This is a genomic window from Catenulispora rubra, assembly GCF_015356825.1.
GTDB lineage: Bacteria > Actinomycetota > Actinomycetes > Streptomycetales > Catenulisporaceae > Catenulispora > Catenulispora rubra.
In genome coordinates this window covers 1-25,619 of record NZ_JAACYW010000161.1, presented here as the reverse complement: position 1 = coordinate 25,619, position 25,619 = coordinate 1, and the positions used below count along the sequence as shown (strand labels likewise).

Sequence of the window (25,619 nt, the reverse complement as noted above, 5' to 3'; positions counted from 1 at the left end):
TGGCCACCGGCACCCCAAGCGGCACCACACCCGCGGCAACCGACTTCCGATCGAACCGGCCGGCCACCACGCCGATCGTCGTCTCAGTAGGCCCATAGTGGTTGAACACACCACGATCACCGGCCACTTCCAGCAGCCCGGCAACCAGCGCCGACGACGCCGCCTCACCACCCAACACCAACGCCCCCGCCGGCATCAGAGCAGCCAGACCAGCCGCCGCACCCAACGCCGCCAAATGCGAAGGCACCACCTTCACGAAGTCGATCCGGTTCTCCGCCAGATACCGGGCCACCGCCGACGGATCGGTCACCGCGCCCTCGGGCAGAACGTGCAGTTCACCACCGGTCGTCAGACTCGCAAACACCACAGTGTTACCAAGATCCGTCACCGTGGGCTGCAACAGCGCATACCTACCACCCGGCGCACCGAAACCGACCTGCCCCGGCACCCAGGCCACATAGTTCGCAAGCCCGCGATGCGTCACAGCCACACCCTTAGGCTCACCCGTCGAACCGGACGTGTAGATCACATAGGCCAACTGGTCGCCCAGCACGCCGAGCTCCGGCGAAACGGTGGGCGCTGCCATCAACTCGGCCAGCACCGTCGGGTCATCCAAGGCGATCGTGCACACACCCTGGGCCGCCAACTCCCCGACCAACGCCGCCTCGCCCAGCACATGCCCGGCCCCGCTGTCAGCCAACAGCTGCCCAAGCCGCTGCACCGGATAGGCCGGATCCAACGGCAGATACGCCGCCCCCACCTTCCACACCGCCAAAATCGCCTCGATCACCTGCAGACCACGCGGCAAACACACACCCACCAACGACTGCGCGCCCACACCCCGGGCGAGCAGATGGTGCGCCAACCGATTGGCTCGCGCGTCCAGTTCGGCATAGGACACCGTCACGCCGTCAGCTACCACGGCAACCGCCCGCGGCGTCGCAGCCACCTGAGCCGCAAACCGCTGAGGCACCGACACAGCCTCACCAGACATCACAGTGTCGTTCCAATCCGACAGCACCCTGCGACGCTCAGCCGGGTCAAGTACTCCCACCGCCGCGAACCGTGCCTGCGGATCCTCCTCCAAAGCGGCAGTCAGGTTCGTGACGGCGGCCTGCAACAGCGCGCAGATCCGCTCCGCATCGGCCGGTGCCACCGCTTCGACGGTCAGGCTGAAGCCACTGCCCATGTCGTCGACGGCCACGCTCAGGGGGTAGTTGGTGTGGTTGCTCGCGCGCATCAGCCTGACGCCAAGGCCGGGGCCACTATCCTGTGCAGCTGCCTCGCTGTGCCGGTAGTTGAAGATCGAGGTGAACAGCGGGCTGCCGCCCGTCATCCCGCTCGCCTGCTGCGCCAGCGACAGCGGCGCGTGTTCGTGCACCAGCAACTCAGCCAACTGCTTCCGCATCCCGGCCAGCGCCTCGCCCACCACGGAGGCGCCGACCCGCACCCGCACCGGCAGCGTGTTGAGGAACAGACCCGGCACCCGGTCGGCACCGGCACCCGCGTTCATCCGGCCGAACAGCACCGTGCCGAACACCACGTCCTCACGACCGCTCACCGCAGCCAGCACCCGCGCCCACGCCAGGTGGAACACCGTCGCCGCGCTCACACCCTGCCGCCGCGCCAACTCACGCACCCGGAGAGACAGTTCATTGTCCACCACGAGACGCGCCTGATGGGTGGCACTGCCATCACCATGCAAATCCAACACACCAAAGGGCGCCGTCGTCTCGGTGACATCCCCGAGCAGCTCCGCGAAATACCGCTCGTGCTCCTCGCGCGGCGTACCGAGGCGGGCCTGCGCCACAAAGTCGCGGAACGGCAACGGCTCCGGCAACGTGTCGGCACGCCCGGACATGAACGCCCGCACCTCCCCGAGCAACACATCCAACGAAGTGTGATCCTGCACCATGTGATGGGTTCGCAGCAGCGCCAGCCAGCGGCCACCGCCAGGCTCCACCGCAATGTGGACCGTCATCAGAGGCGCCCGGGTCAGATCCATCCACGATCCGCCGATCGCCAGCAACTGCTCCACCGGGTCAGGGCCCTGCGGATCCAGCACAACCTCCTGCACCGGCAACACCACCCGACGCGACACCACCTGCACCGGCTCAGCCAACCCCTCCCACACAAACGCCGTACGGCAGATGTCATGCCGGTCGATCACCCGCTGCAGAGCCCCCAGAAACGCATCCACCCGCTCCCGCGAATCAAATCCCAACACCGACGGCAGTACGTACACATCCGCCTCAGCACCCTGATCCGCCATCAGATGGTGAAAGAGCAGACCCTCCTGAAGCGGGGCCAGCGGATAGACATCCGCCACATTCCCCGCACCGCCAGACACCTTCGCCACGACCAACCCGAGCTCAGCCTCGGTCAACTCCACCAACGGCAGCATCTCCGGCGTGATCTCTATAGCGTCCTCAGGAATCAGATTCGCCGGCACCACCACCTGAACCGGCCCGGCAACGCCAGCCAACCCGGCCACCGTCGGCGTCTGGAACAGAGCCTTCACCGAGACAGAAACACCCCGCGCACGAAGATTCGCCACCAGCAACACCGCCAACAGCGAATGCCCACCCAGCGCGAAGAAGTCATCATCGACACCGACCGCCGGCAACCCGAGAACCTCAGCGAACGCCTCGCACAGAAGCTCCTCCCGCACCGTCGCCAACGCCCGACCCACACCCACCGCATACTCCGGCGCAGGCAAAGCCTTGCGATCCAGCTTGCCGTTCACCGTCACCGGCAACGCGTCCAACAGCACCACCGCCGACGGCACCATGTAGGACGGCAACCGCTCAGCGACGAACTCACGGACGGACGAAGCGAGTTCTGCACTGTCGCCGTCCGCCACGACGTACGCGACCAGGCGCTTGTCGCCCGGCACGTCCTCACGGACCAGCACCACGGCCTGCTCCAGGCCCGGGTGAGCAGCCAGGACGGCCTGGACCTCACCCGGCTCGATCCGGAAACCACGAATCTTCACCTGCTCATCCGCACGACCCGCGAACACCAGCTCGCCATCGACATTCCAGCGAACCCGGTCACCCGTGCGGTACATCCGCCCACCCTCAACAAACGGACAGGCCACAAACCGCTCCGCCGTCAGCCCCGGACGCCCGACATACCCGCGCGCCAACTGCACACCCGCCAGATACAACTCACCCTCAACACCCACCGGCACCGGAGACAGCGCGGCGTCCAGCACATACACCCGGGTATTGGCCACCGGCCCACCGATCGGCACCACCGCACCATCGCCGACGACACAGCGCGCCGCGGTCACGTCCACAGACGCCTCCGTCGGCCCGTACAAGTTGAACAGCGGCACATCACCCAGCACGTCGAGGAACCGGTCCCGCAACGACGCCGACAGCTCCTCACCACTGCAAAACACCGCCCGCAGCCCGCTACAACCGGCAACCGCCGGCTCAGCCAGAAACGCCTCCAACATCGACGGCACGAAATGCGTCACCGTGATGTTCTCGCCCCGGATCAACTCAACGAGATAGCCAGGCTCCCGGTGACCACCAGGACGCGCCACCACCAACGCCGCACCCTGCACCAACGGCCAAAAAAACTCCCACACACTGACGTCAAACCCGAACGGCGTCTTCTGCAACACCCGATCCCCGACACCGATAGCCACACCAGGAATCCCCTGCATCCAGGCAAGCCGGTTCACGATCCCCGCATGCGACACCACAACACCCTTCGGACGCCCCGTGGAACCCGACGTGAAAATCACATACGCCGGATGCGCAGGCAACACCCCCACCACCGGAGCCCGCCCCGACAAACCCGCCAACTCCGCAACCACCGCCGGATCATCCACAACAACCCGGACCACACCATCCGGCACCACCCCGATGAGAGCGGTGGTGCTGAGCACACACACCGGCCCGGCATCAGCAAGGACAGCCTCGATACGACCGGCCGGATACCCCGGATCCACCGGCAAATACGCCCCACCCGCCTTCACCACCGCCAACAACGACACCACCAACTCGGCCGACCGCTCCATCACCACCCCGACCACCGACTCCGGACCCACACCACACCCGATCAACAACCACGCCAACCGGTTCGCCCGCGCATCCAACTCCGCATACGACAACTCAACACCCTCAAAAACCAACGCCACCGCATCCGGCGCCCGCACCACCTGCGCCGCAAACAACCCCGGCAACGTCAACGACTCGGCCCCGACCCCGACCGCCGTGTCATTCCACTCCTCCAAGAGCAGACGACGCTCAGCCGGATCAAGCACATCCACCGCCGACAACCGCGCCTGCGGCTCAGCGACAACCGCCTCGACGACCCGCAGCAACCAACCCACGAAACGCTCCGCCGTCCCCGCATCGAACAGATCCGCCGCCGCGATCAACCTCCCCCGGATGCCCGCCGGCTTGCCCTGCGCATCAAAGACCTCACCAAGGTGCACCTCCAGGTCGAACTTCGCCGCGCCCAGACCCGCGTCAAGCGCCCCAGGCTGCACCCCAGGCAACTCCAACGCCGCCGAGGCCGTGTTCTGCAGGGTGAGCATGACCTGGAACAGCGGATGCCGCGCCATCGAACGCGCCGGCGCCAACTCCTCCACCAGCTTCTCGAACGGCACATCCTGATGCTCGAACGCCCGCAGACTGACCTCCCGCACCCGCTCCAGCACCTCATCGAAACTCGGATCACCAGACAGGTCCGTACGCATCACCAACGTATTGACGAAGAACCCGACCAGATCGTTGAGCGCCTCGTCCATACGCCCGGCGACCGCCGACCCGATCGGAATGTCAGCCCCCGCACCCAGCCGGCTGAGCGTCACCGCAACAGCAGCCTGCAGCACCATGAACAGGGTCACCCCACGCTCACGCGCCACCTCCAGCACCCGCGCATGCAGCTCGGCCGGGGCATCAAGCAACACCTCGTGCCCACGGTACGAGGCGACCGCCGGGCGCTGGCGATCGGTAGGCAACTCCAACTGCTCCGGCACTCCCGCCAACGCCTCGCGCCAGTACGCCACCTGCCCGGACAGCAGACTGTCCGGATCGTCCTCGCTCCCGAGCAACTCCCGCTGCCACAACGCATAATCCGCGTACTGCACCGGCAACGGCTCCCACACCGGCGCCGCACTGCGCAGCCGTGCCGCGTACGCCACCGACACATCCCGCGCCAACGGCGCCATCGACCAGCTGTCCCCGGCGATGTGATGAACCAGCACCACCAACGCATGGTCGTCCTCGCCGAGCGCGAACAGCGTCGCCCGAAGCGGGACCTCCGCCGACAGGTCGAACGCGTACGCGACCGCCCCGCTCACGGCGCTGGACAGCGACTCCTGGGAAACCACCTCGACCACAAGCTCGAACCCACTGTCCTCGACCTTGAGAACCCGCTGGTACGGCTCCCCGTTCTCGGCCAAGAAGACCGTGCGCAACACCTCGTGCCGACCCACCACATCCCGCAACGCCTCGGCGAGAGCCTTCCGATCCACATCCCCGGTCAACCGCAGCACCAGCGGAATGTTGTAGGTGACGCTCGGACCTTCCAACTGCCCCAGGAACCACAGCCGGCGCTGCGCGAACGACAACGGCACCCGCTCCGGACGCACCATCGGCACCAACGCCGCCCGGCCCGCCCCGGCCTCACCCATCCACGCCGCGAGCCCGGCCGGCGTCGGACGCTCGTACAGCATCCGCAGGGGCAACTCCGCACCCAGCACCGCACGCACCCGGATTATCAGCCGCATCGCCAACAGCGAATGACCGCCCAGCGCGAAGAAGTCATCCTCCACACCGACCGCGGGCAGCCGCAGCACCTGCGCGAACGCCTGGCACAGCAACTCCTCCTGCACCGTCACCGGTGCCCGACCCGCGCCGGCCAGGCCCGTGTAGTCCGGGGCAGGCAGAGCCTTGCGGTCCACCTTGCCGTTCGCCGTCAGCGGCAACTCCTCCAACACCACCACAGCCGACGGAATCATGTACTCCGGCAGGCTCCGGGCGAGGTGGGCCCGCAGGTCCGCGACATCCACCCGCGCCCCGGCCCGAGGCACGACGTACCCGGCGAGCCGCTGATCCCCCGCACCGCTCCCGTCGACCGTCACAGCAGCCTGGGCCACCAGCTCGTGACGCTCCAGCGCAGCCTCGATCTCACCCAGCTCGATCCGGAAGCCACGCACCTTGACCTGCGTGTCGACCCGGCCGAGGCACTCCAGCATCCCGTCCCCGCGCCAGCGGGCCAGGTCGCCCGTGCGGTACATCCGCTCACCCCTCGGCCCGAACGGCGCGGCGGTGAACCGCTCAGCGCTCAACCCAGGCCGGCCCAGGTACCCCCGAGCCAACTGCGCACCCGCCAGATACAACTCGCCCGCCACACCTGCCGGGACCGGCTGCAGGAATCCGTCCAGCACGTAGGCACGCATGTTGGCGAACGGACGCCCGATGGTCACCGGACCCTCGCCGACCTCGGCCGAGGTCGCCCAGACCGTGGCCTCCGTCGGACCGTACAGGTTCACCGCCGACAGGCCCAGCTCCCGCATCCGGCCCGCCAGTTCCTCAGACAGCGCCTCACCGCCGACCAGCACCCGCACCCCGCGCGGCCAGTCAGCCTCACCGGACAGCAGAGCCCGCCACAGCGACGGAACAGCCTGAACAGCAGTCACCCCGCCCGCGTCCACCAACTCCCGCAACGCCGCCGCGTCACGTACCGTCTCCCGCTCGGCGAGCACCACAGCCGCCCCGCACACCAACGGCAGGAACAACTCCAGCGCCGCGATGTCGAAAGACACCGTCGTCACAGCCAGCAGACGGTCGCCGGCCCGCAACAGAACCCGCTGCCCGGCCGCCCGCAAATGGTTCACCAGCGCCTGGTGAGTGACCACGACCCCCTTGGGAAGCCCAGTCGAACCCGACGTGTGAATCACATACACCGGATGGGCCGGCAGCAGCGGCACAACCAGATCGGCATCCGTCAGCTGCACCTCCTCGAAGCCCGAGCACTCGGCGCGCAGTTGGGCGGAGTCCAGCACCAGCACCGGCCCGTCAAACGATTCCGGCAGCACCCGTGCACACCGCTCCGTCGTCAGGACACACACGGGCGCCGCGTCCCGCACCATGTAGGCGATCCGCTCCGCCGGATACTCCGGATCCACCGGCATGTACGCGCCGCCCGCCTTCGCCACCGCCAGCAACGCCACCACCAGCTCCACGCCGCGCTCCACCACCACCGCGACCACCGACTCCGGGCCCACACCACGCCCGATCAGCAACCGCGCCAGCCGGTTCGCCCGCGCGTCCAACTCCGCATACGACAGCTCAACACCCTCGAAGACCAGCGCCACCGCATCCCGCGTCCGCACCACCTGCGCCGCGAACAACCCCGGCAACGTCAACGGCCCGACCTCGACCGCCGTGTCATTCCACTCCTCCAGCACCAGGCGACGATCAGCCTCACCCAGCACTCCCACCGCCGCGAACCGGGCCTGCGGATCCTCTTCCAGAGCAGTCACGAGCTGGAGGAGGCAGGTGTGCAGCATCGTGCCCACCTGCTCCGCATCGGCCGGTGCCATCGCTTCGACGGTCAGGCTGAAGCCACTCCCCATGTCGTCGACGGCCACGCTCACGGGGTAGTTGGTGGGGTCGCTCGCGGTCAGCACCCTGACGCCCTCAAGGCTGGGGCCACCGCTCTGTGCCCTGGCCTCGCTGTGCCGGTAGTTGAGGATCGAGGTGAACAGCGGGCTGCCGCCCGTCATCCCGCTCGCCTGCTGCGCCAGCGACAGCGGCGCGTGTTCGTGCACCAACAACTCGGCCAACTGGCCCCGCATCCCGGACAGCGCCTCGGCCACGCTCTGCGAATCCACCCGCACGCGCACGGGCAGTGTGTTGAGGAACAGACCCGGCACCCGGTCGGCACCGGCACCCGCGTTCATCCGGCCGAAAAGCACCGTGCCGAACACCACGTCCTCACGACCACTCACCGCAGCCAACACCCGCGCCCACGCCAGATGGAACACCGTCGCCGGACTCACACCCTGCCGCCGCGCCAACTCACGCACCCGGCCGCACAGCTCATCGTCCACCGCGAGACGTGCCTGGTGGGTGCTACTGCCATCACCATGCAAATCCAGCACACCGAACGGCGCCGTCGTCTCAGTGACGTCGCCGAGCAACTCCGCGAAATACCGCTCGTGCTCCTCCCGTGGCATACCCAGGCGGGCCTGCGCCACGAAGTCGCGGAACGGCAACGGCTCCGGCAACGTATCGGCGCGCCCGGATATAAATGCCCGCACCTCCCCGAGCAGCACATCCAACGAGGTGTGGTCCTGCACCATGTGATGGGTTCGCAGCAGCGCCAACCAGCCCTCGCCATCCGGTTCGGCGGCGATGTGGACCGTCATCAGAGGCGCCCGGGTCAGCTCCAACCACGATCCCCCGATCCCCAACAACTGCTCCACCGGATCAGGACCCTGCGGATCCAGCACCACCTCCTGCACCGGCAACACCACCCGACGCGACACCACCTGCACCGGCTCGGCCAGCCCCTCCCACACAAACGCCGTGCGGCAGATGTCATGCCGATCGATCACCCGCTGCAGAGCCTCCAGAAACGCATCCACCCGCTCCCGCGAATCGAAACCCAACACCGACGGCAGTACGTACACATCCCCCTCAGCACCCTGATCCGCCATCAGATGATGGAAAAGCAGACCCTCCTGAAGCGGAGCCAGCGGATAGACATCCGCCACATTCCCCGCACCGCCGGACACCTTCGCCACGACCAACTCGACCTCGGCCTCGGTCAACTCCACCAACGGCAGCATCTCCGGCGTGATCTCGACAGCACCCTCAGGAATCAGATTCGCCGGCACCACCACCTGAACCGGCCCGGCAGCACCGGCCAACCCGGCCACCGTCGGCGTCTGGAACAGAGCCTTCACCGAGACAGAAAGACCCCGCGCACGAAGATTCGCCACCAACAACACCGCCAACAGCGAATGCCCACCCAGCGCGAAGAAGTCGTCATCGACACCGACCGCCGACAACCCGAGAACCTCAGCGAACGCCTCGCACAGGATCTCCTCCCGCACCGTCGCCGGCGCCCGACCCACACCCACCACATACTCCGGTACAGGCAGGGCCTTGCGGTCCAACTTGCCATTCACCGTCACCGGCAGCGCATCCAGCAGCACCACCGCCGACGGCACCATGTAAGCCGGCAACCGCTCACCCGCAAACTCCCGCAGCAGGGACACAAGTTCCTCCGACGGCGTGTCCGAACCAGCCGGAACGGCATACGCCACCAGGCGGATGCCACCCGGCACGTCCTCGCGAGCGACAACCGCGACCTGGGCCACGGCAGGGTGGGCGGCCAGGACGGCCTGGACCTCACCCGGCTCGATCCGGAAACCACGAATCTTCACCTGCTCGTCCACACGACCCGCATACACCAGCTCGCCGTCGGCGTTCCACCGCGCCAGGTCACCGGTGCGATACAACCGCCCACCCGCCGGCCCATACGGATCGGCGACAAACCGCTCCGCCGACAAACCCGGACGCCCCACATACCCACGCGCCAACCCCGCACCCGCCACATACAACTCACCAACCACACCCACCGGCACCGGGGACAACGCGGCGTCCAACACATAGACGCGCATGTTGTCCAACGGACGCCCAATCGGCAACACACCCTCGCCATCCACCACGGTATGCGTGGCGACAAACGTCGTGGCCTCCGTCGGCCCATACCCGTTCACCACCACAATGTCCGGACACGCCGCCCGCACCCGAGCCACCGCCACCGACGACAACACCTCACCACCCGCCCACACCTCACACACCCCAGCCAAACACCCCGGATCCTCCTCCACCACCAGCGCAAACAACCCCGCCGTCAACCACAACGCCGTAACCCCGAACGAACACACCACCTCAGCCAACGAAACCGCCGTCACATCACCAGCCGGCATCACCACAACCCGACGCCCCGTCAACAACGGCACCCACAACTCCAACGTCGACGCATCGAAGGAATACGGCGAATGCAACAGCACCCGCTCCAACCCCACACCCGCGAACCGCCGATCCAACGCCAACGCCACCACATCCGCATGCGTCACCGCCACACCCTTCGCCCGACCCGTCGAACCGGACGTGTACATCACATACGCCAACTGACTCGGCGAACACGGAACCTCGACCGGCCCGGCAGTCGTCACATCAACCGGCCCGTCAACCGGCTCGGCAGTCGCCGCATCAACCGTCAACACCGCCAGACCCAACTCAGCCGCCTGACCCCGCAACCCGGCATCGGCGAGGACCACCAAGGCACCCGTCTCACCAACGATCGTCCGACGATGCGCCAACGGATACCGAGCATCCAACGGAACATAGAAACCACCCGCCTTCACCACCGCCAACAACCCCACCACCAACTCCACCGACCGCTCCATCAACACCGCAACACCACACTCCGCACCCACACCCAGCTCAACCAACCGCCGCGCCACCGCATCAGCCCGCGCATCCAACTCCGCATACGACAACTCCACGCCACCGGACACCACCGCCACCGCATCCGGCGCCCGCACCACCTGCGCCGCAAACAACCCCGGCAACGTCAACGACTCAACCCCGACCCCGACCTCGACCTCGACCGCCGTGTCATTCCACTCCTCCAAGAGCAGACGACGCTCAGCCGGATCAAGCACATCCACCGCCGACAACCGCGCCTGCGGCTCAGCGACAACCGTCTCGACGACCCGCAGCAACCAACCCGCGAAACGCTCAGCCGTCCCCGCATCGAACAGATCCGCCGCCGCGATCAACCTCCCCCGGATGCCCGCCGGCTTGCCCTGCGCATCAAAGACCTCACCAAGACTCAACTCCAGGTCGAACTTCGCCGCCCCCAGACCCGCTGACGACGCCAGAGCCGAAGGGAGCGAGTCCGTCCCGGACAGATCCAACGCCGCCGAGGCCGTGTTCCGCAGGGTGAGCATGACCTGGAACAGCGGATGCCGCGCCATCGACCGAGCCGGCGACAACTCCTCCACCAGCTTCTCGAACGGCACATCCTGATGCTCGAACGCACGCAGACTGACCTCCCGCACCCGCTCCAGCACCTCGTCGAAGCTCGGATCACCAGACAGGTCCGTACGAATCACCAACGTATTCACGAAGAACCCGACCAGGTCCTCCAAGGCCTTCTCAGTGCGTCCGGCGATCGCCACCCCGATCGGGATGTCGTTCCCCGCACCCAAGCGGTTGAGAGTGACCGCCAGTGCAGCCTGCAGCACCATGAACAGGGTCACCCCCCGCTCCCTGGTCACCTTCACCAGACGCTCGTGCACGCCGGCCGGCAGCTCGACCGCCACCGCATGGCCCTGATGACCGGCCACGGCGGGACGTGGCCGATCGGTCGGCAGCTCCAGTTCGGTCGGCGCCCCGGCCAGCGTCTTGCGCCAGTACGCCAGCTGCCGGGAGAGCACGCTGTCCGGGTTCTGCTCGTCGCCGAGCAACTCCCGCTGCCACAACGCATAGTCCGCGTACTGCACCGGCAGCGGCTCCCACTCCGGTGCCCGACCCGCGGCCCGCGCCGCATACGCCACCGACACGTCCCGCGCCAACGGCGCCGTCGACCAGCCGTCCCCGGCGATGTGATGAACCACCATCACCAGCACGTGCTCGGCCTGGCTCACCGCGAACAGCGTTGCCCGCAACGGGATTTCGGCGGACAGATCGAACGCGTACGCGACCGCCCCGCTCACGGCGCTGGACAGCGACTCCTGGGAAACCACCTCGACCACAAGCTCGAACCCACTGTCCTCGACCTTGAGAACCCGCTGGTACGGCTCCCCGTTCTCGGCCAGGAAGACCGTGCGCAGCACCTCGTGCCGACCCACCACATCCCGCAACGCCTCGGCAAGGGCCTTCCGATCCACATCCCCGCTCAGCCGCAGCACCATCGGAATGTTGTAGGTCGCACTCGGACCCTCCAACTGGCTCAGAAACCACAGCCGACGCTGCGCAAACGACAACGGAATCATCGGTAGTCCTCCTGCTTACGCATCGGCCGCAGAGTGGGTCTAGCTATGTTCTGGGTCTCGATCTGACTGGCGAGCCAGCCGGCGAGCCTTTCCGGCGTCCGTGCTTCGAACACCGCCCGGATCGGCAGTTCGGCCCGCAGCAACTCCCGCACCTCACTGACCAGTCGGGTCGCCAGAAGGGAGTGGCCGCCCAGAGCGAAGAAGTCGTCCTCCACGCCAACCCGGTCGAGTCCCAGGACCTGCGCGAACGCCTGGCACAGCAACTCCTCCTGCACCGTGGCCGGTGCCCGACCCGCACCGGCGGCGTACTCGGGGGCCGGCAGGGCCTTGCGGTCCAACTTGCCGTTGGCCGTCAGCGGCAACGCCTCCAGCACCACCACCGCCGACGGCACCATGTAGGACGGCAACCGCCCAGCCACAAACTCACGGACAACAGTGGCCAGCTCGGTACTGTCGCCATCCCCGACGACATACCCGACCAGGCGCTTGTCGCCAGGGACATCCTCACGTGCGATCACTGCGGCCTGCGCCACCCGCGGGTGGGCGGCCACCACCGACTCCACCTCGGCCGGCTCCACCCGGAACCCGCGGATCTTCACCTGCTCATCCGCACGACCAACGAACACCAACCGCCCATCCACCGACCACTTCACACGGTCACCCGTGCGATACAGCCGGCCACCCGCCACACCGAACGGGTCCGCGACGAACCGCTCACCCGTCAGGCCCGGGCGGTTCAGATAGCCGCGCGCCAACCCCGCACCCGCGACATACAGGTCACCCGCCACACCCGCCGGCACCGGAGCCAAGTACTCGTCCAGCACGTACACCCGGGTGCCGTCCAACGGCCGACCGATCGGCAGCACCGCACGCAGCGCCTCTGGCGAGCCCACCTCGTGCTGGGTGGCGCACAGCGTCACCTCCGTCGGCCCGTACAGGTGCCGCACCACCACACCCGCGTTGGCCTCCAGCACGCGGCGCACCGCCTCCACCGGCACCACGTCACCACCGGTCAGCACCTCACGCACGCCCGCGAAACACTTCGGATCCTGCTCCGCGATCACCCGGAACAGACCCGCCGTCACATGCACGTGCGACACCGCGCAGTCGACCAGCAGCGACCGCAGCACCTCCGCGTCCACCGCACCCGTCGGCGCCACCACCACCGTCGCACCCGACAGCAACGCCACCCACACCTCATACGAGGAGGCGTCGAAAGCATGCGGGGCCTGGAACAACACCCGATCCCCCGACCCCACAGCCCAATGCGAAGCCGACGCCAACTCCACCAGATCCCGCTGCGTGGTCACCACGCCCTTGGGCACACCCGTCGAACCCGAGGTGTACATCACATACACCGGGCACTCCAGACCCACCCCAGCGCCGGTCACCTGCGCCGACCCGGCCGGCACCCGCTCACCGTCGACCACCAGCACCGGCGCTTCCACCGCCGCCGGCACCCGCGAGGCGGCATCCCGTGTGGTCAGCACACACACCGGCGCCGCGTCCTGGAACACGAACGCGATCCGCTCCGACGGATGATCCACATCCACCGGCAGATACGCACCACCGGCCTTCACCACCGCCAGCAACGCCACCAACAGCTCGACCGAGCGGTCCATCACCACACCGACCAGCGACTCCGCGCCGACCCCGTGATCCCGCAGCACACCCGCCAACGCAGCAGCCCGCACATCCAACTCCGCGTACGACAGCTCCACGCCACCGGACACCACCGCCACCGCATCCGGCGTCCGCGCCACCTGCGCCGCGAACACCTCCGCCACCGACGACGTCACGGGAGCAGCGACACCCGTGTCGTTCCAGTCGGTCAGCAGCCGCTCCCGCTCCGCCTCACCGAGGACGCCGACCTCTCCCAGCCGCGTCTGCTCCGGGGCATCCTCCAGGGCCGCGACCAGATTGCGCAGGCTGGTGCACAGCAGCGAACCCACCTGCTGCGGGTCGATTGAAGCCACCGCGTCGACGGTCAGGCCGAACCCCTTCTTATCGTCGTCCACGGCGATACTCAGGGGGTAGTTGGTCAGGTCCCGCGTGGAGAGCACGCCGACGCCCTCGAAGCCGGAGTCGAAGTTCCGCGCGGCGCCCTGATTGTGCCGGTAGTTGAAGATCGAGGTGAACAGCGGGCTGCCCCCCGTCATCCCGCTCGCCTGCTGCGCCAGCGACAGCGGCGCGTGCTCATGTACCAGCAGCTCGGCCAACTGGCCCCGCATCCCGGACAACGCCCCGGCCACGCTCTGCGAATCCACCCGCACCCGCACCGGCAACGTATTGAGGAACAGACCCGGCACCCGATCCGAACCGGCGCCCGCGTTCATCCGACCGAACAGCACCGTGCCGAACACCACGTCCTCACGACCGCTCACCGCGGCCAGCACCCGCGCCCACGCCAGATGGAACACCGTCGCCGGACTCACGGCCATCCGGCGCGCCAACTCACGCACCCGGCCGCACAGCTCATCGTCCACCACCAGGCGCGCCTGATGAGTGGCACTGCCATCACCATGCAAATCCAGCACACCAAAGGGCGCCGTCGTCTCGGTAACGTCCCCGAGCAGCTCGGCGAAGTACCGCTCGTGCTCCTCGCGCGGCGTACCGAGGCGGGCCTGCGCCACGAAGTCACGGAACGGCAACGGCTCCGGCAACATGTCGCCACGGCCGGACATAAACGCCCGCACCTCCCCGAGCAGCACATCCAACGAGGTGTGGTCCTGCACCATGTGATGGGTTCGCACCAGTGCCAACCAGCCCTCGCCATCCGGTTCGGCGGCGATGTGGACCGTCATCAGAGGCGCCCGGGTCAGCTCCAACCACGATCCGCCGATCGCCAGCAACTGCTCCACCGCATCAGGACCCTGCGGATCCAGCACCACCTCCTGCACCGGCAGCACCACCCGACGCGACACCACCTGCACCGGCTCGACCAGCCCCTCCCACACAAACGCCGTGCGGTACATGTCATGCCGATCGATCACCCGCTGCAGAGCCCCCAGGAACGCATCCACCCGCTCCCGCGAATCGAAACCCAACACCGACGGCCGCATGTAGACATCCGCCTCAGCGCCCTGATCCGCTATCAGATGGTGGAAAAGAAGACCCTCCTGAAGCGGAGCCAGCGGATAGACATCCGCTACATTCGCCGCACCGCCAGACACCTTCGCCACAACCAACTCAAGCTCGGCCTCAGTCAGCTCCACCAACGGCAGCATCTCCGGCGTGATCTCTGTGGCACCCTCAGGAATCAGATTCGCCGGCACCACCACCTGAACCGGCCCGGCAGCACCGGCCAGCCCGGCCACCGTCGGCGTCTCGAAAAGCGCCCGCACCGCCACGGACACACCCCGCACTCGCAGACGTTCCACCAGGGCCACCGCCAGCAGCGAATGGCCGCCCAGGACGAAGAAGTCGTCATCGACCCCGACCGCCGGCAACCCGAGAACCTCAGCGAACGCCTCGCAGAGGATCTCCTCCCGCACACTGGCCGGCGCACGACCCCCACCCACCACATACTCCGGTGCGGGCAGAGCCTTGCGGTCCAGCTTGCCGTTGACCGTCAGCGGCAACGCCTCGAGTATCACGACCGCCGACGGAACCATGGAGGAGGGCAACCGCTCACCCGCGAACTCCCGCAGGCTGGTGATGAGTTCATCCGCACTGGCATCGACGTCGGCCGGAACCGCGTACGCCACCAGGCGGACGTCACCCGGGACGTCCTCGCAAGCGACAACCGCGACCTGGACCACGGCAGGGTGCGCGGCCAAGACCGCCTGCACCTCACCCGGCTCGATCCGGAAACCACGAATCTTCACCTGGTCATCGGCACGACCCAGATAAATCAGCTGACCATCGGCGCTCCAGCGAACCCGGTCACCGGTGCGGTACATCCGCCCGCCCCCGGCGAGCGGGCAGGCCACGAACCGCTCCGCGGTCAAACCGGCACGCCCCACATACCCGCGCGCCAACTGCACACCCGCCAGATACAACTCACCCTCGACACCCACCGGCACCGGGGACAGCGAACCGTCCAGCACATACAACCGTGTATTGGCCACCGGCCCACCGATCGGCACCACCACACCATCACTGACGGCACAGCGCGCCGCGGTCACGTCCACGGACGCCTCCGTGGGCCCGTACAAGTTGAACAGCGGCACACCCGCCAGCAGTTCAAGGAACCGGTCCCGCAACGACGCCGACAGCTCCTCACCACTACAGAACACCGCCCGCAACCCGCCACAGCCGGCAGCCGCCGGCTCACGCAGAAACGCCTCCAACATCGACGGCACAAAATGCGTCACCGTGATGTTCTCGCCCCGAATCAACTCGACAAGATAACCAGGCTCCCGATGACCACCAGGACGCGCCACCACCAACGCCGCACCCTGCACCAACGGCCAAAAAAACTCCCACACACTGACGTCGAACCCGAACGGCGTCTTCTGCAACACCCGATCCCCGACACCGATCGCCACACCAGGGATCTCCTGCATCCACGCAAGCCGATTCACAATCCCCGCATGCGACACCACAACACCCTTCGGACGCCCCGTGGAACCCGACGTGAAAATCACATACGCCGGATGCGCAGGCAACACCCCCACCACCGGAGCTTGCGCCGACAGGCCCGCCAACTCCGCGACCACCGCCGGATCATCCACAACAACCCGGGCCACACCATCCGGCACCACCCCGGCTAGGGCGGTCGTGCAGAGCACGCACACCGGCCCGGCATCGGCGAGGACCGCCTCGATACGACCGGCCGGATACTCCGGATCCACCGGCAGATACGCACCACCGGCCTTCAGCACCGCCAACAACGACACCACCAACTCGGCCGACCGCTCCATCACCACCGCGACCACCGACTCCGGACCCACACCCCGCCCGATCAGCAACCGCGCCACCGCATTGGCCCGCGCATCCAACTGCGCGTACGACAGCTCGACGCCCTCGGACACCAGCGCCACCGCATCCGGCGTCCGCACCACCTGCGCCCCGAACAACCCCGGCAACGTCAACGACGCCACCTCAACCGTCGTGTCGTTCCACTCCTCCACCACCAGCCGACGCTCAGCCGGATCAAGCACATCCACCGCCGACAACCGCGCCTGCGGATCCTCCTCCAAAGCGGTCACGAGCTGGAGGAGGCAGGCGTGCAGCATCGTGCCCACCTGCTCCGCATCGGCCGGCGCCACCGCGTCGACGGTCAGGCTGAACCCGTTCCCGTCGTCATCGACACTCGCCACCAGGGGGTAGTTGGTGCGCCCTTCGGCGGCAAGGATCCGCACTTCCTCCAACCCGGTGCCCAGACCCGCGCCGAGCTCCGTCGCACCGTCGCGGCCGTTGCGGTAGTTGAACAGGGCGGTGAACAGCGGGCTGCCGCCCGTCATCCCGCTCGCCTGCTGCGCCAGCGACAACGGCGCGTGTTCGTGCACCAGCAACTCAGCCAACTGCTTCCGCATCCCGGCCAGCGCCTCGCCCACCACGGAGGCGCCGACCCGCACCCGCACCGGGAGCGTGTTGAGGCACGGACCCTGGAGCCGGTCGGCACCGGCGCCCGCGTTCATCCGGCCGAACAGCACCGTGCCGAACACCACGTCCTCACGACCGCTCACCGCGGCCAGCACCCGCGCCCACGCCAGGTGGAACACCGTCGCCGGACTCACGGCCATCCGGCGCGCGATCGCCCGCAGCCGAAGCGTGAGCTCAGCCTCCACCGAGGAACGGGCCGATACTGCCGTCGTGCCGTCTCCGTGCACGTCCAGCAGGCCGAACGGGGCGGTGGTCTCGGTGACGTCGCCGAGCAGCTCGGCGAAGTACCGCTCGTGCTCCTCGCGCGGCGTACCGAGACGGGCCTGCGCCACGAAGTCGCGGAACGGCAACGGCTCCGGCAACGTGTCGCCACGCCCGGACATAAACGCCCGCACCTCCCCGAGCAGCGCGCCCGTCGTCGTGTCATCGCGCACCAGGTGGTGGACGCGCAGCAGGACCAGCCAGCCCTCGCCATCCGGTTCGGCGGCGATGTGCACGTCCATCAGCGGGGCACGGTCCAGCTCCATCCAGACGTCGCCGATCGCCAGCAACTGCTCCACCGGATCAGGACCCTGCGGATCCAGCACAACCTCCCGGACCGGCAGCACCACCCGACGCGACACCACCTGCACCGGCTCAGCCAACCCCTCCCACACAAACGCCGTGCGGTACATGTCATGCCGATCGATCACCCGCTGCAGCGCCCCCAGGAACGCATCCACCCGCTCCCGCGAGTCGAAGCCCAACACTGACGGCCGCATGTAGACATCCGCCTCAGTGCCCTGATCCGCCATCAGATGATGGAAGAGAAGGCCCTCCTGAAGCGGGGCCAGCGGATAGACATCCGCCACATTCGCCGCACCGCCAGACACCTTCGCCACGACCAACCCGAGCTCAGCCTCGGTCAACTCCACCAACGGCAGCATCTCCGGCGTGATCTCGACAGCACCCTCAGGAATCAGATTCGCCGGCACCACCACCTGCTCCGAACCCGCCTCGACCGCCAAGCCCGCCGGAGTCGAGGTCTGGAACAACGCCTTCACCGACACCGAGACCCCACGTGCCCGCAACATCTCCACCAACGACACCGCCAACAGCGAATGTCCGCCCAGCGTGAAGAAGTCGTCATCGACCCCGACACTGTCCAACCCGAGGACCTCGGCGAACGCCTCGCACAGGATCTCCTCCCGCACCGATGCCGGCCCACGACTCGACACCCCACCGGCCGCCACGAAGTCCGGCGCAGGCAGCGCCTTGCGGTCCAACTTCCCGTTGCCCGTCAGCGGCAACGCGTCCAACACCACCACTGCGGAGGGCACCATGTGCTCCGGCAACCGGGCGGCGACAAAAGTCCGCACCCCGCCGGCGAGCGAGTCGTCCACATCCTCCGGGTCGTCCGCGACCACATAGGCGACCAGGCGCTTGTCCCCCGGGGTGTCCTCGCGGGCGATCACGGCCGCCTGGGCGATCAGCGGGTGCGCCGTCAGGGCGCCGGCCACCTCACCCGGCTCGATCCGGAAACCGCGGATCTTCACCTGCTCGTCCGCCCGACCCAGGAACACGATCTCGCCATCACCCGACCACTTCACGCGGTCACCCGTGCGGTACATCCGAGCACCCTGCTCGAACGGGCACGCGACGAACCGCTCCGCGGTCAGACCCAGCCGGCGCACATAGCCGCGCGCCAGCTGCGCACCCGCCACATACAGCTCGCCCCCCACCCCCACCGGCACCGGGTTGAGGCGCTCATCCAGCACGTAGAAGCGGGTGTTGGCCACCGGCGAACCCACCGGCACCGCCTCACCCGACGTCAGGCGGGTGGTCGCCACACCGATCGTGGTCTCCGTCGGACCGTAGTGGTTGAACACCCGCCGCTCACCGGCCGCGGCCAGCAGTTCATCGACCCACCCGGGCGAGGGGGCCTCACCACCCAGCACCAACGACCGGCCCGGCAACACCCGCTCCAGACCACCCACCGCACCCAACGCCGCCAGGTGCGAGGGCACCACCTTCAAAAAGTCGATCCCGTGCTCGGCCAGGTAGTCGCCCACCAGGCGCGGATCGGTGACCGCCTCCTCGTCCAGGACGTGCAGCTCACCACCCGACAGCAGGCTCGCGAACAGCACCGTGTTCCCCAGGTCGGTCGTCTGCGCCTGCAACAGCGCATACCTGCCACCCTCGGAACCGACCCGGGCCGGCACCGAGGAGACGTAGTTCGCCAGACCCCCGTGGGTGACGGCCACGCCCTTCGGACGACCCGTCGAACCGGAGGTGTAGATCACGTACGCCAGCGACCGCGGATCCACCGCCACACCAGGCGAGGTGGTCGGCGCCGCCGCCAACCGCATCACCGTCAACGTGCCGTCCACCGCCACCAGACGCACACCCACCACCGACGGCAGGTCCTCCAACACCTCATCAGTGGTCAACACCAACTGCGCCCGCGAATCCTGCACCGTGAACGCGACCCGCTCCGCCGGCTGGGACACGTCCACCGGCAGATATGCCGCCCCCGCCTTCCACACCCCCAGAATCCCCGCGATCATCTCCACACCGCGCGGCAACGCCAGCCCCACCACCGACTCCGGCCCGACACCCTGACCGACCAGGTAGTGGGCAAGGCGGTTCGCCCGCGCGTCCAACTCCGCATACGGCACCGACACGCCACCGGCGACGATCGCCACCGCCTCCGGCGTCCGCGCCACCTGCGCCTCGAACACCTGCGGAACCATCAACCCGGATCCGGCCGCGGCCGTGTCGTTCCACTCCGACAGCACCCGGCGACGCTCAGCCGGATCAAGCACATCCACCGCCTCGACCCGGGCCCGCAGGTCATCGGCCATCGCCGTCAGCACCCGCACCAAAGAGCCCGCGACCCGACCCGCGACACCCTCGTCGAACAGATCCGCCGCCGCCGTCAGCACGCCCCGGATCCCCGCCGGCGCACCCTGCGCACCGAACACCTCACGCACGATCACATCAAGGTCGAACTTCGCCATCGCCCGACCCAACGACAACGGTTCAGCCACCAGGCCCGGCAGATCCAGCACACCGCCATCGGCTGCCAAGCCGGCGTTCTGAAGGGTCAGGACAACCTGGAACAGCGGATGCCGCGCCATCGAACGCGCCGGCGCCAACTCCTCCACCAGCTTCTCGAACGGCACATCCTGATGCTCGAACGCACGCAGACTCGCCTCCCGCACCCGCTCCAGCACCTCATCGAAACTCGGATCACCGGACAGGTCCGTGCGCATCACCAGCGTATTGACGAAGAACCCGACCAGGTCGTTCAGCGCCTCGTCCATGCGCCCGGCGACCGCCGACCCGATCGGAATGTCGGCCCCCGCACCCAGCCGGCTGAGCGTCACCGCAACAGCAGCCTGCAGCACCATGAACAGGGTCACCCCCCGCTCACGCGCCACCTCCACCAAACGACCGTGCAGTTCGGCCGGAACATCCAACTCCACGCTGTGGGCACGATGCGACGCAACCGCCGGACGCGGCCGATCAAACGGCAGCGGCAGCTCCTCCGGAGCCCCCGCCAACGCCTCACGCCAGTAAGCCACCTGACGCGACAACACACTCGACGAATCCCGCTCGTCACCCAGCAACTCCCGCTGCCACACAGCGAAATCCGCATACTGCACCGACAGTGGCTCCCACATCGGAGCCACGCCACCCAAGCGCGCCGCATACGCCGCCGACAGATCCCGCGCCAACGGCGCCGTCGACCAGCCATCGGCCGCCACGTGATGGACCAACAACACCAGCACGTGCTCGGCCTCGCCGAGCGCGAACAGCGTCGCCCGCACCGGAATCTCCGACGAGAAGTCGAACGCGTACCGGCCCGCCTCCGCCACCGCCGCATCCGCCTCCTGCGGCGCCACCTCGACCACCGACAGCTCGAACCCGCACTCCTCCAGCGACAGCACCCGCTGGAACGGCTCACCATCGACTGCCGGGAACACCGTCCGCAGCACCTCGTGCCGCCCGATCACGTCCCTGAACGCGGCCGCCAGTGCCTGTTGGTCCAACTCCCCGGACAGGCGCAAAGCCATCGGAGCGTTGTAGGTGGCGCTCGGCCCCTCCAACTCACGGAGGAACCACAGCCGGCGCTGCGCGAACGACAGCGGCACCCGCTCCGGACGCACCACCGCACGCAGTGCCAACCGACTCTCATGAGCCTGCCCAAGCCGTCCCGCCAGACCCGCGGGCGTCGGCGCCTCGAACACCTCACGGACCGTCAACTCCACACCCAGCACCGAACGGATCTGACTCACCAGCCGCGTCGCCAGCAGCGAATGACCACCCAGCGCGAAGAAATCGTCGTCGAGACCGACCGACGGCACCCCGAGCACCTGGGCGAACGCCCCGCAGAGCAGCTCCTCGCGCGGATCGAAGGACGCCTCGGCACGGTGTCCGCCCGCCGCGTGGTCCGGTGCCGGCAGGGCCCGGCGGTCGATCTTCCCATTGGACGTCAGGGGGATCGCGTCCAGCAGCACGACCGCCGCGGGCACCATGTACTGCGGCAATCGCCGAGCGGCGAACTCCCGCACCACGTCGTCGAATTCCGACGACTCAAGCCGATCGCCGGCATCGGCTGCCGGTACGGCGTAGGCCACCAGGCGCCGGTCGCCGGGCCGGTCCTCGCGGACGACCACCACGGCCCGCGCGACGGCGGGGTGGGCGAGCAGCGCCGCTTCGACCTCACCGGGTTCCACCCGGAACCCGCGGATCTTCACCTGCTCGTCCGCACGACCCGCGAACAGCAGCTGTCCCTGCGCACCCCAGCGCACCACATCCCCGGTCCGGTACATGATCTCGCCCGCGCCCCCGAACGGCGAGGCGACGAACCGCTCAGCGGTCAGCCCCGGGCGCCTCAGGTATCCGCGCGCCAGACCCGCACCCGCGACATACAGCTCGCCCTCCACGCCCACCGGCACCGGCCGCAGCAACCCGTCCAGCACGTACACCCGGGTGTTCTGGATCGGCCTACCGATCGGCACCACGCCCGACCCCTGCAACGGCCCACTCATCGTGGCGCACACGGTGGTCTCGGTCGGCCCGTAGGCATTGACCATCCGCCAGCCCACCGACCACCGCTCGACCAGCTCCGGCGGGCATACCTCACCCGCCACCACCAGCGTCATCCCGTCCGGCAGCCCGCCCTCGGGCAGCACCGCCAGCACGGCAGGCGGCAACGTCGCATGCGTCACCCGATGCCGCCGCAACACCTCCACCAGCGCCGGCCCGGGCAGCAGCTCGTCCACCGCGGCCATCACCAGCCGCGCCCCCGACAGCAGCGCCATGCACGTCTCCCACACGGCCGCGTCGAAGCTCGGCGAGGCGAACTGGAGCACCCGGCTGCCCGAGTCCACCCCGAGCCGCTCGACCTGGCTCGCGACCATCCCGGCGATACCGCGGTGGGAGACAACCACGCCCTTGGGGCGCCCGGTGGAACCGGAGGTGTAGATCACATACGCCGGCGAGACGAGCGACAGGGGGGCGGTGCGCTCCGCGTCCACCACATCGGCGGCGTCCTGGTCCGGTCCGTCTGGTCCGTCTGGTCCGTCCAGGTCGATCTCGTCCATCAGGATCTGCGGCACCGACACCGGCAGGTCCTCGGAGGTCGCCTCATCGGTCAGCATGCACACCGGAGCCGCGTCACCGAGCAGGTAGGCGATGCGCTCCACCGGATAGGCCGGATCGACCGGCAGGTACACCCCGCCCGCCTTCCACACCGCCAGCATCGCCACCACACAGGCCACCGACCGCGGCAGCGCCACCGCCACGATGCGCTCCGGCCCCACCACGCGGCCGATCAGACGCCTCGCGAGACGATTCGCCCGGGCATTCAACTCCCGGTACGACACAGTCAGTCCACCGAACTCCAGAGCCACGGCGTCCGGAGTCACGGCCACCTGCGCCTCGAACAACCCCGGCAACGTCGACGACTCGGCCCCGACCCCGACCTCGACCGCCGTGTCGTTCCACTCCTCCACCACCAGGCGACGCTCATCCGCACCCAGCACATCCACGGCACTCAACCGCGTCCCCGGCTGCGCCGTCACCGTCTCCAGCACCTGGACCAACCAGCCCGCGAGCCGCCGCAGGGTCTCCGCATCGAGCAGGTCAGCCGCCGCGATCAGCGCGCCGCGCAACCCCGCCGGCTCGCCCTGCGCATCAAGGACCTCACCAAGGTGCACCTCCAGGTCGCACTTGGCCGCCAGCGCGCCCACGGAAAGTGCCACAGACCGCAACCCGGACAACTCCAACGCCGCCGAAGCCGTGTTCTGAACGGTCAACGAGACCTGGAACAGCGGATGCCGCGCCATCGAACGCGCCGGCGACAACTCCTCCACCAGCTTCTCGAACGGCACATCCTGATGCTCGAACGCCCGCAGACTGACCTCCCGCACCCGCTCCAGCACCTCGTCGAAACTCGGATCACCGGACAGGTCCGTACGAATCACCAGCGTATTGACAAAGAAGCCGACCAGATCGTTCAGCGCCTCGTCCATGCGCCCGGCGACCGGCGACCCGATCGGGATGTCCGTGCCCGCGCCAATCCGGTTCAGGGTGACCGCCAACGCCGCCTGCAGCACCATGAACAGGGTCACCCCCCGCTCACGGGCCACCGCCGCCAGCCGCCGGTGCGTCTCGGCGGGAACCCGCAACTCCACCCTCTCGGCCCGCTTCGAGGCCACCGCCGGGCGCGGCCGGTCGGTCGGAAGGGCCAGCTCCTCCGGCACCCCTGCCAGGACCTCGCGCCAGTACGCCACCTGACCTGACAGCACACTGTTCGGGTCCTGCTCGTCGCCGAGCAACTCCCGCTGCCACAACGCATAGTCCGCGTACTGCACCGGCAACGGCTCCCACACCGGCGCCGCACCGCACAGCCGTGCCGCGTACGCCACCGAGACGTCCCGCAGCATCGGCCCCGTCGACCAACCATCACCCGCGATGTGGTGCACCAGCACCACCAGCACATGATCCTGCGGCGCCACCGCGAACACCGTCGCCCGCAACGGGATCTCCGACGACAGGTCGAACGCATAACCTGAGGCCCCGGCCACCGCGCCATCCAGATGTCGCGGCGCCACCTCGGCCACCGGCAGCTCGAACCCGCACTCCTCCAGCGACAGCACCCGCTGGAACGGCTCACCATCGACTGCCGGGAACACCGTCCGCAGCACCTCGTGCCGCCCGATCACGTCCCTGAACGCGGCCGCCAGTGCCTGCTGGTCCAACTCCCCGGACAGGCGCAAAGCCACCGCCTCGTTGTAGGTGGCGCTCGGACCCTCCAACTCACCGAGGAACCACAGACGGCGCTGCGCGAACGACAACGGCACCCGCTCCGGACGCACCACCGGCACCAACGCCGCCCGGCCTTCGGTGACCGTCGATTCGGCCAGCCAGGCCGCGAGCCCGGTCGGCGACGGCACCTCGAAGAACACCTGGATCGGCAACTCGATGTTCAGGGCCGCACGCAGCCGGCTGATCAGCCGGATCGCCAGCAGCGAGTGGCCGCCCAGCGCGAAGAAGTCGTCGTCGACGCCGACCCTCTCCACCCCGAGCACCTGCGCGAACGCCTGGCACAGCAACTCCTCCTGCACCGTCGCCGGTGCCCGACCCGCGCCGGCCGGGCCCGTGTAGTCCGGGGCAGGCAGGCCGGCGCGGTTCAGCTTGCCGTTGGCCGTCAACGGCAGCGCGTCCAACACCACCACCGCGGAGGGCACCAGATACCCGGGCAGCCGCTCGGCCAGGAATACCAATACGAGCTCACTCAGCCGCACGGCGTCAGCCGTCTGCGAGGCGGCGGGAACGATGTAGGCCACCAGGCGCTTGTCGCCAGGGTCGTCCTCACGGACGACGACGGCGGCCTGCGCCACCGACTCGTGCGCGGCCAGCACCGCCTGCACCTCACCCGGCTCCACCCGGAAGCCACGCACCTTCACCTGCTCATCCGCACGACCCAGATGCACCAGCTCACCCTCAACGGTCCACCGCACCAGGTCACCCG

2 protein-coding genes are annotated in these 25,619 nt (G+C 68.3%); both read right to left on the bottom strand.

The genetic code is table 11. The features are described 5' to 3' along the window. Positions 1–12,046: non-ribosomal peptide synthetase (locus GWK61_RS33630; RefSeq protein WP_194915726.1), on the bottom strand; the 12,046-nt coding region annotated here is incomplete at its 3' end. Continuing rightward, a partial coding sequence (locus GWK61_RS58815; protein ID WP_194915725.1) for a non-ribosomal peptide synthetase occupies positions 12,043–25,619 on the bottom strand: 13,577 nt, incomplete at its 5' end. The genes GWK61_RS33630 and GWK61_RS58815, both read right to left, overlap by 4 nt.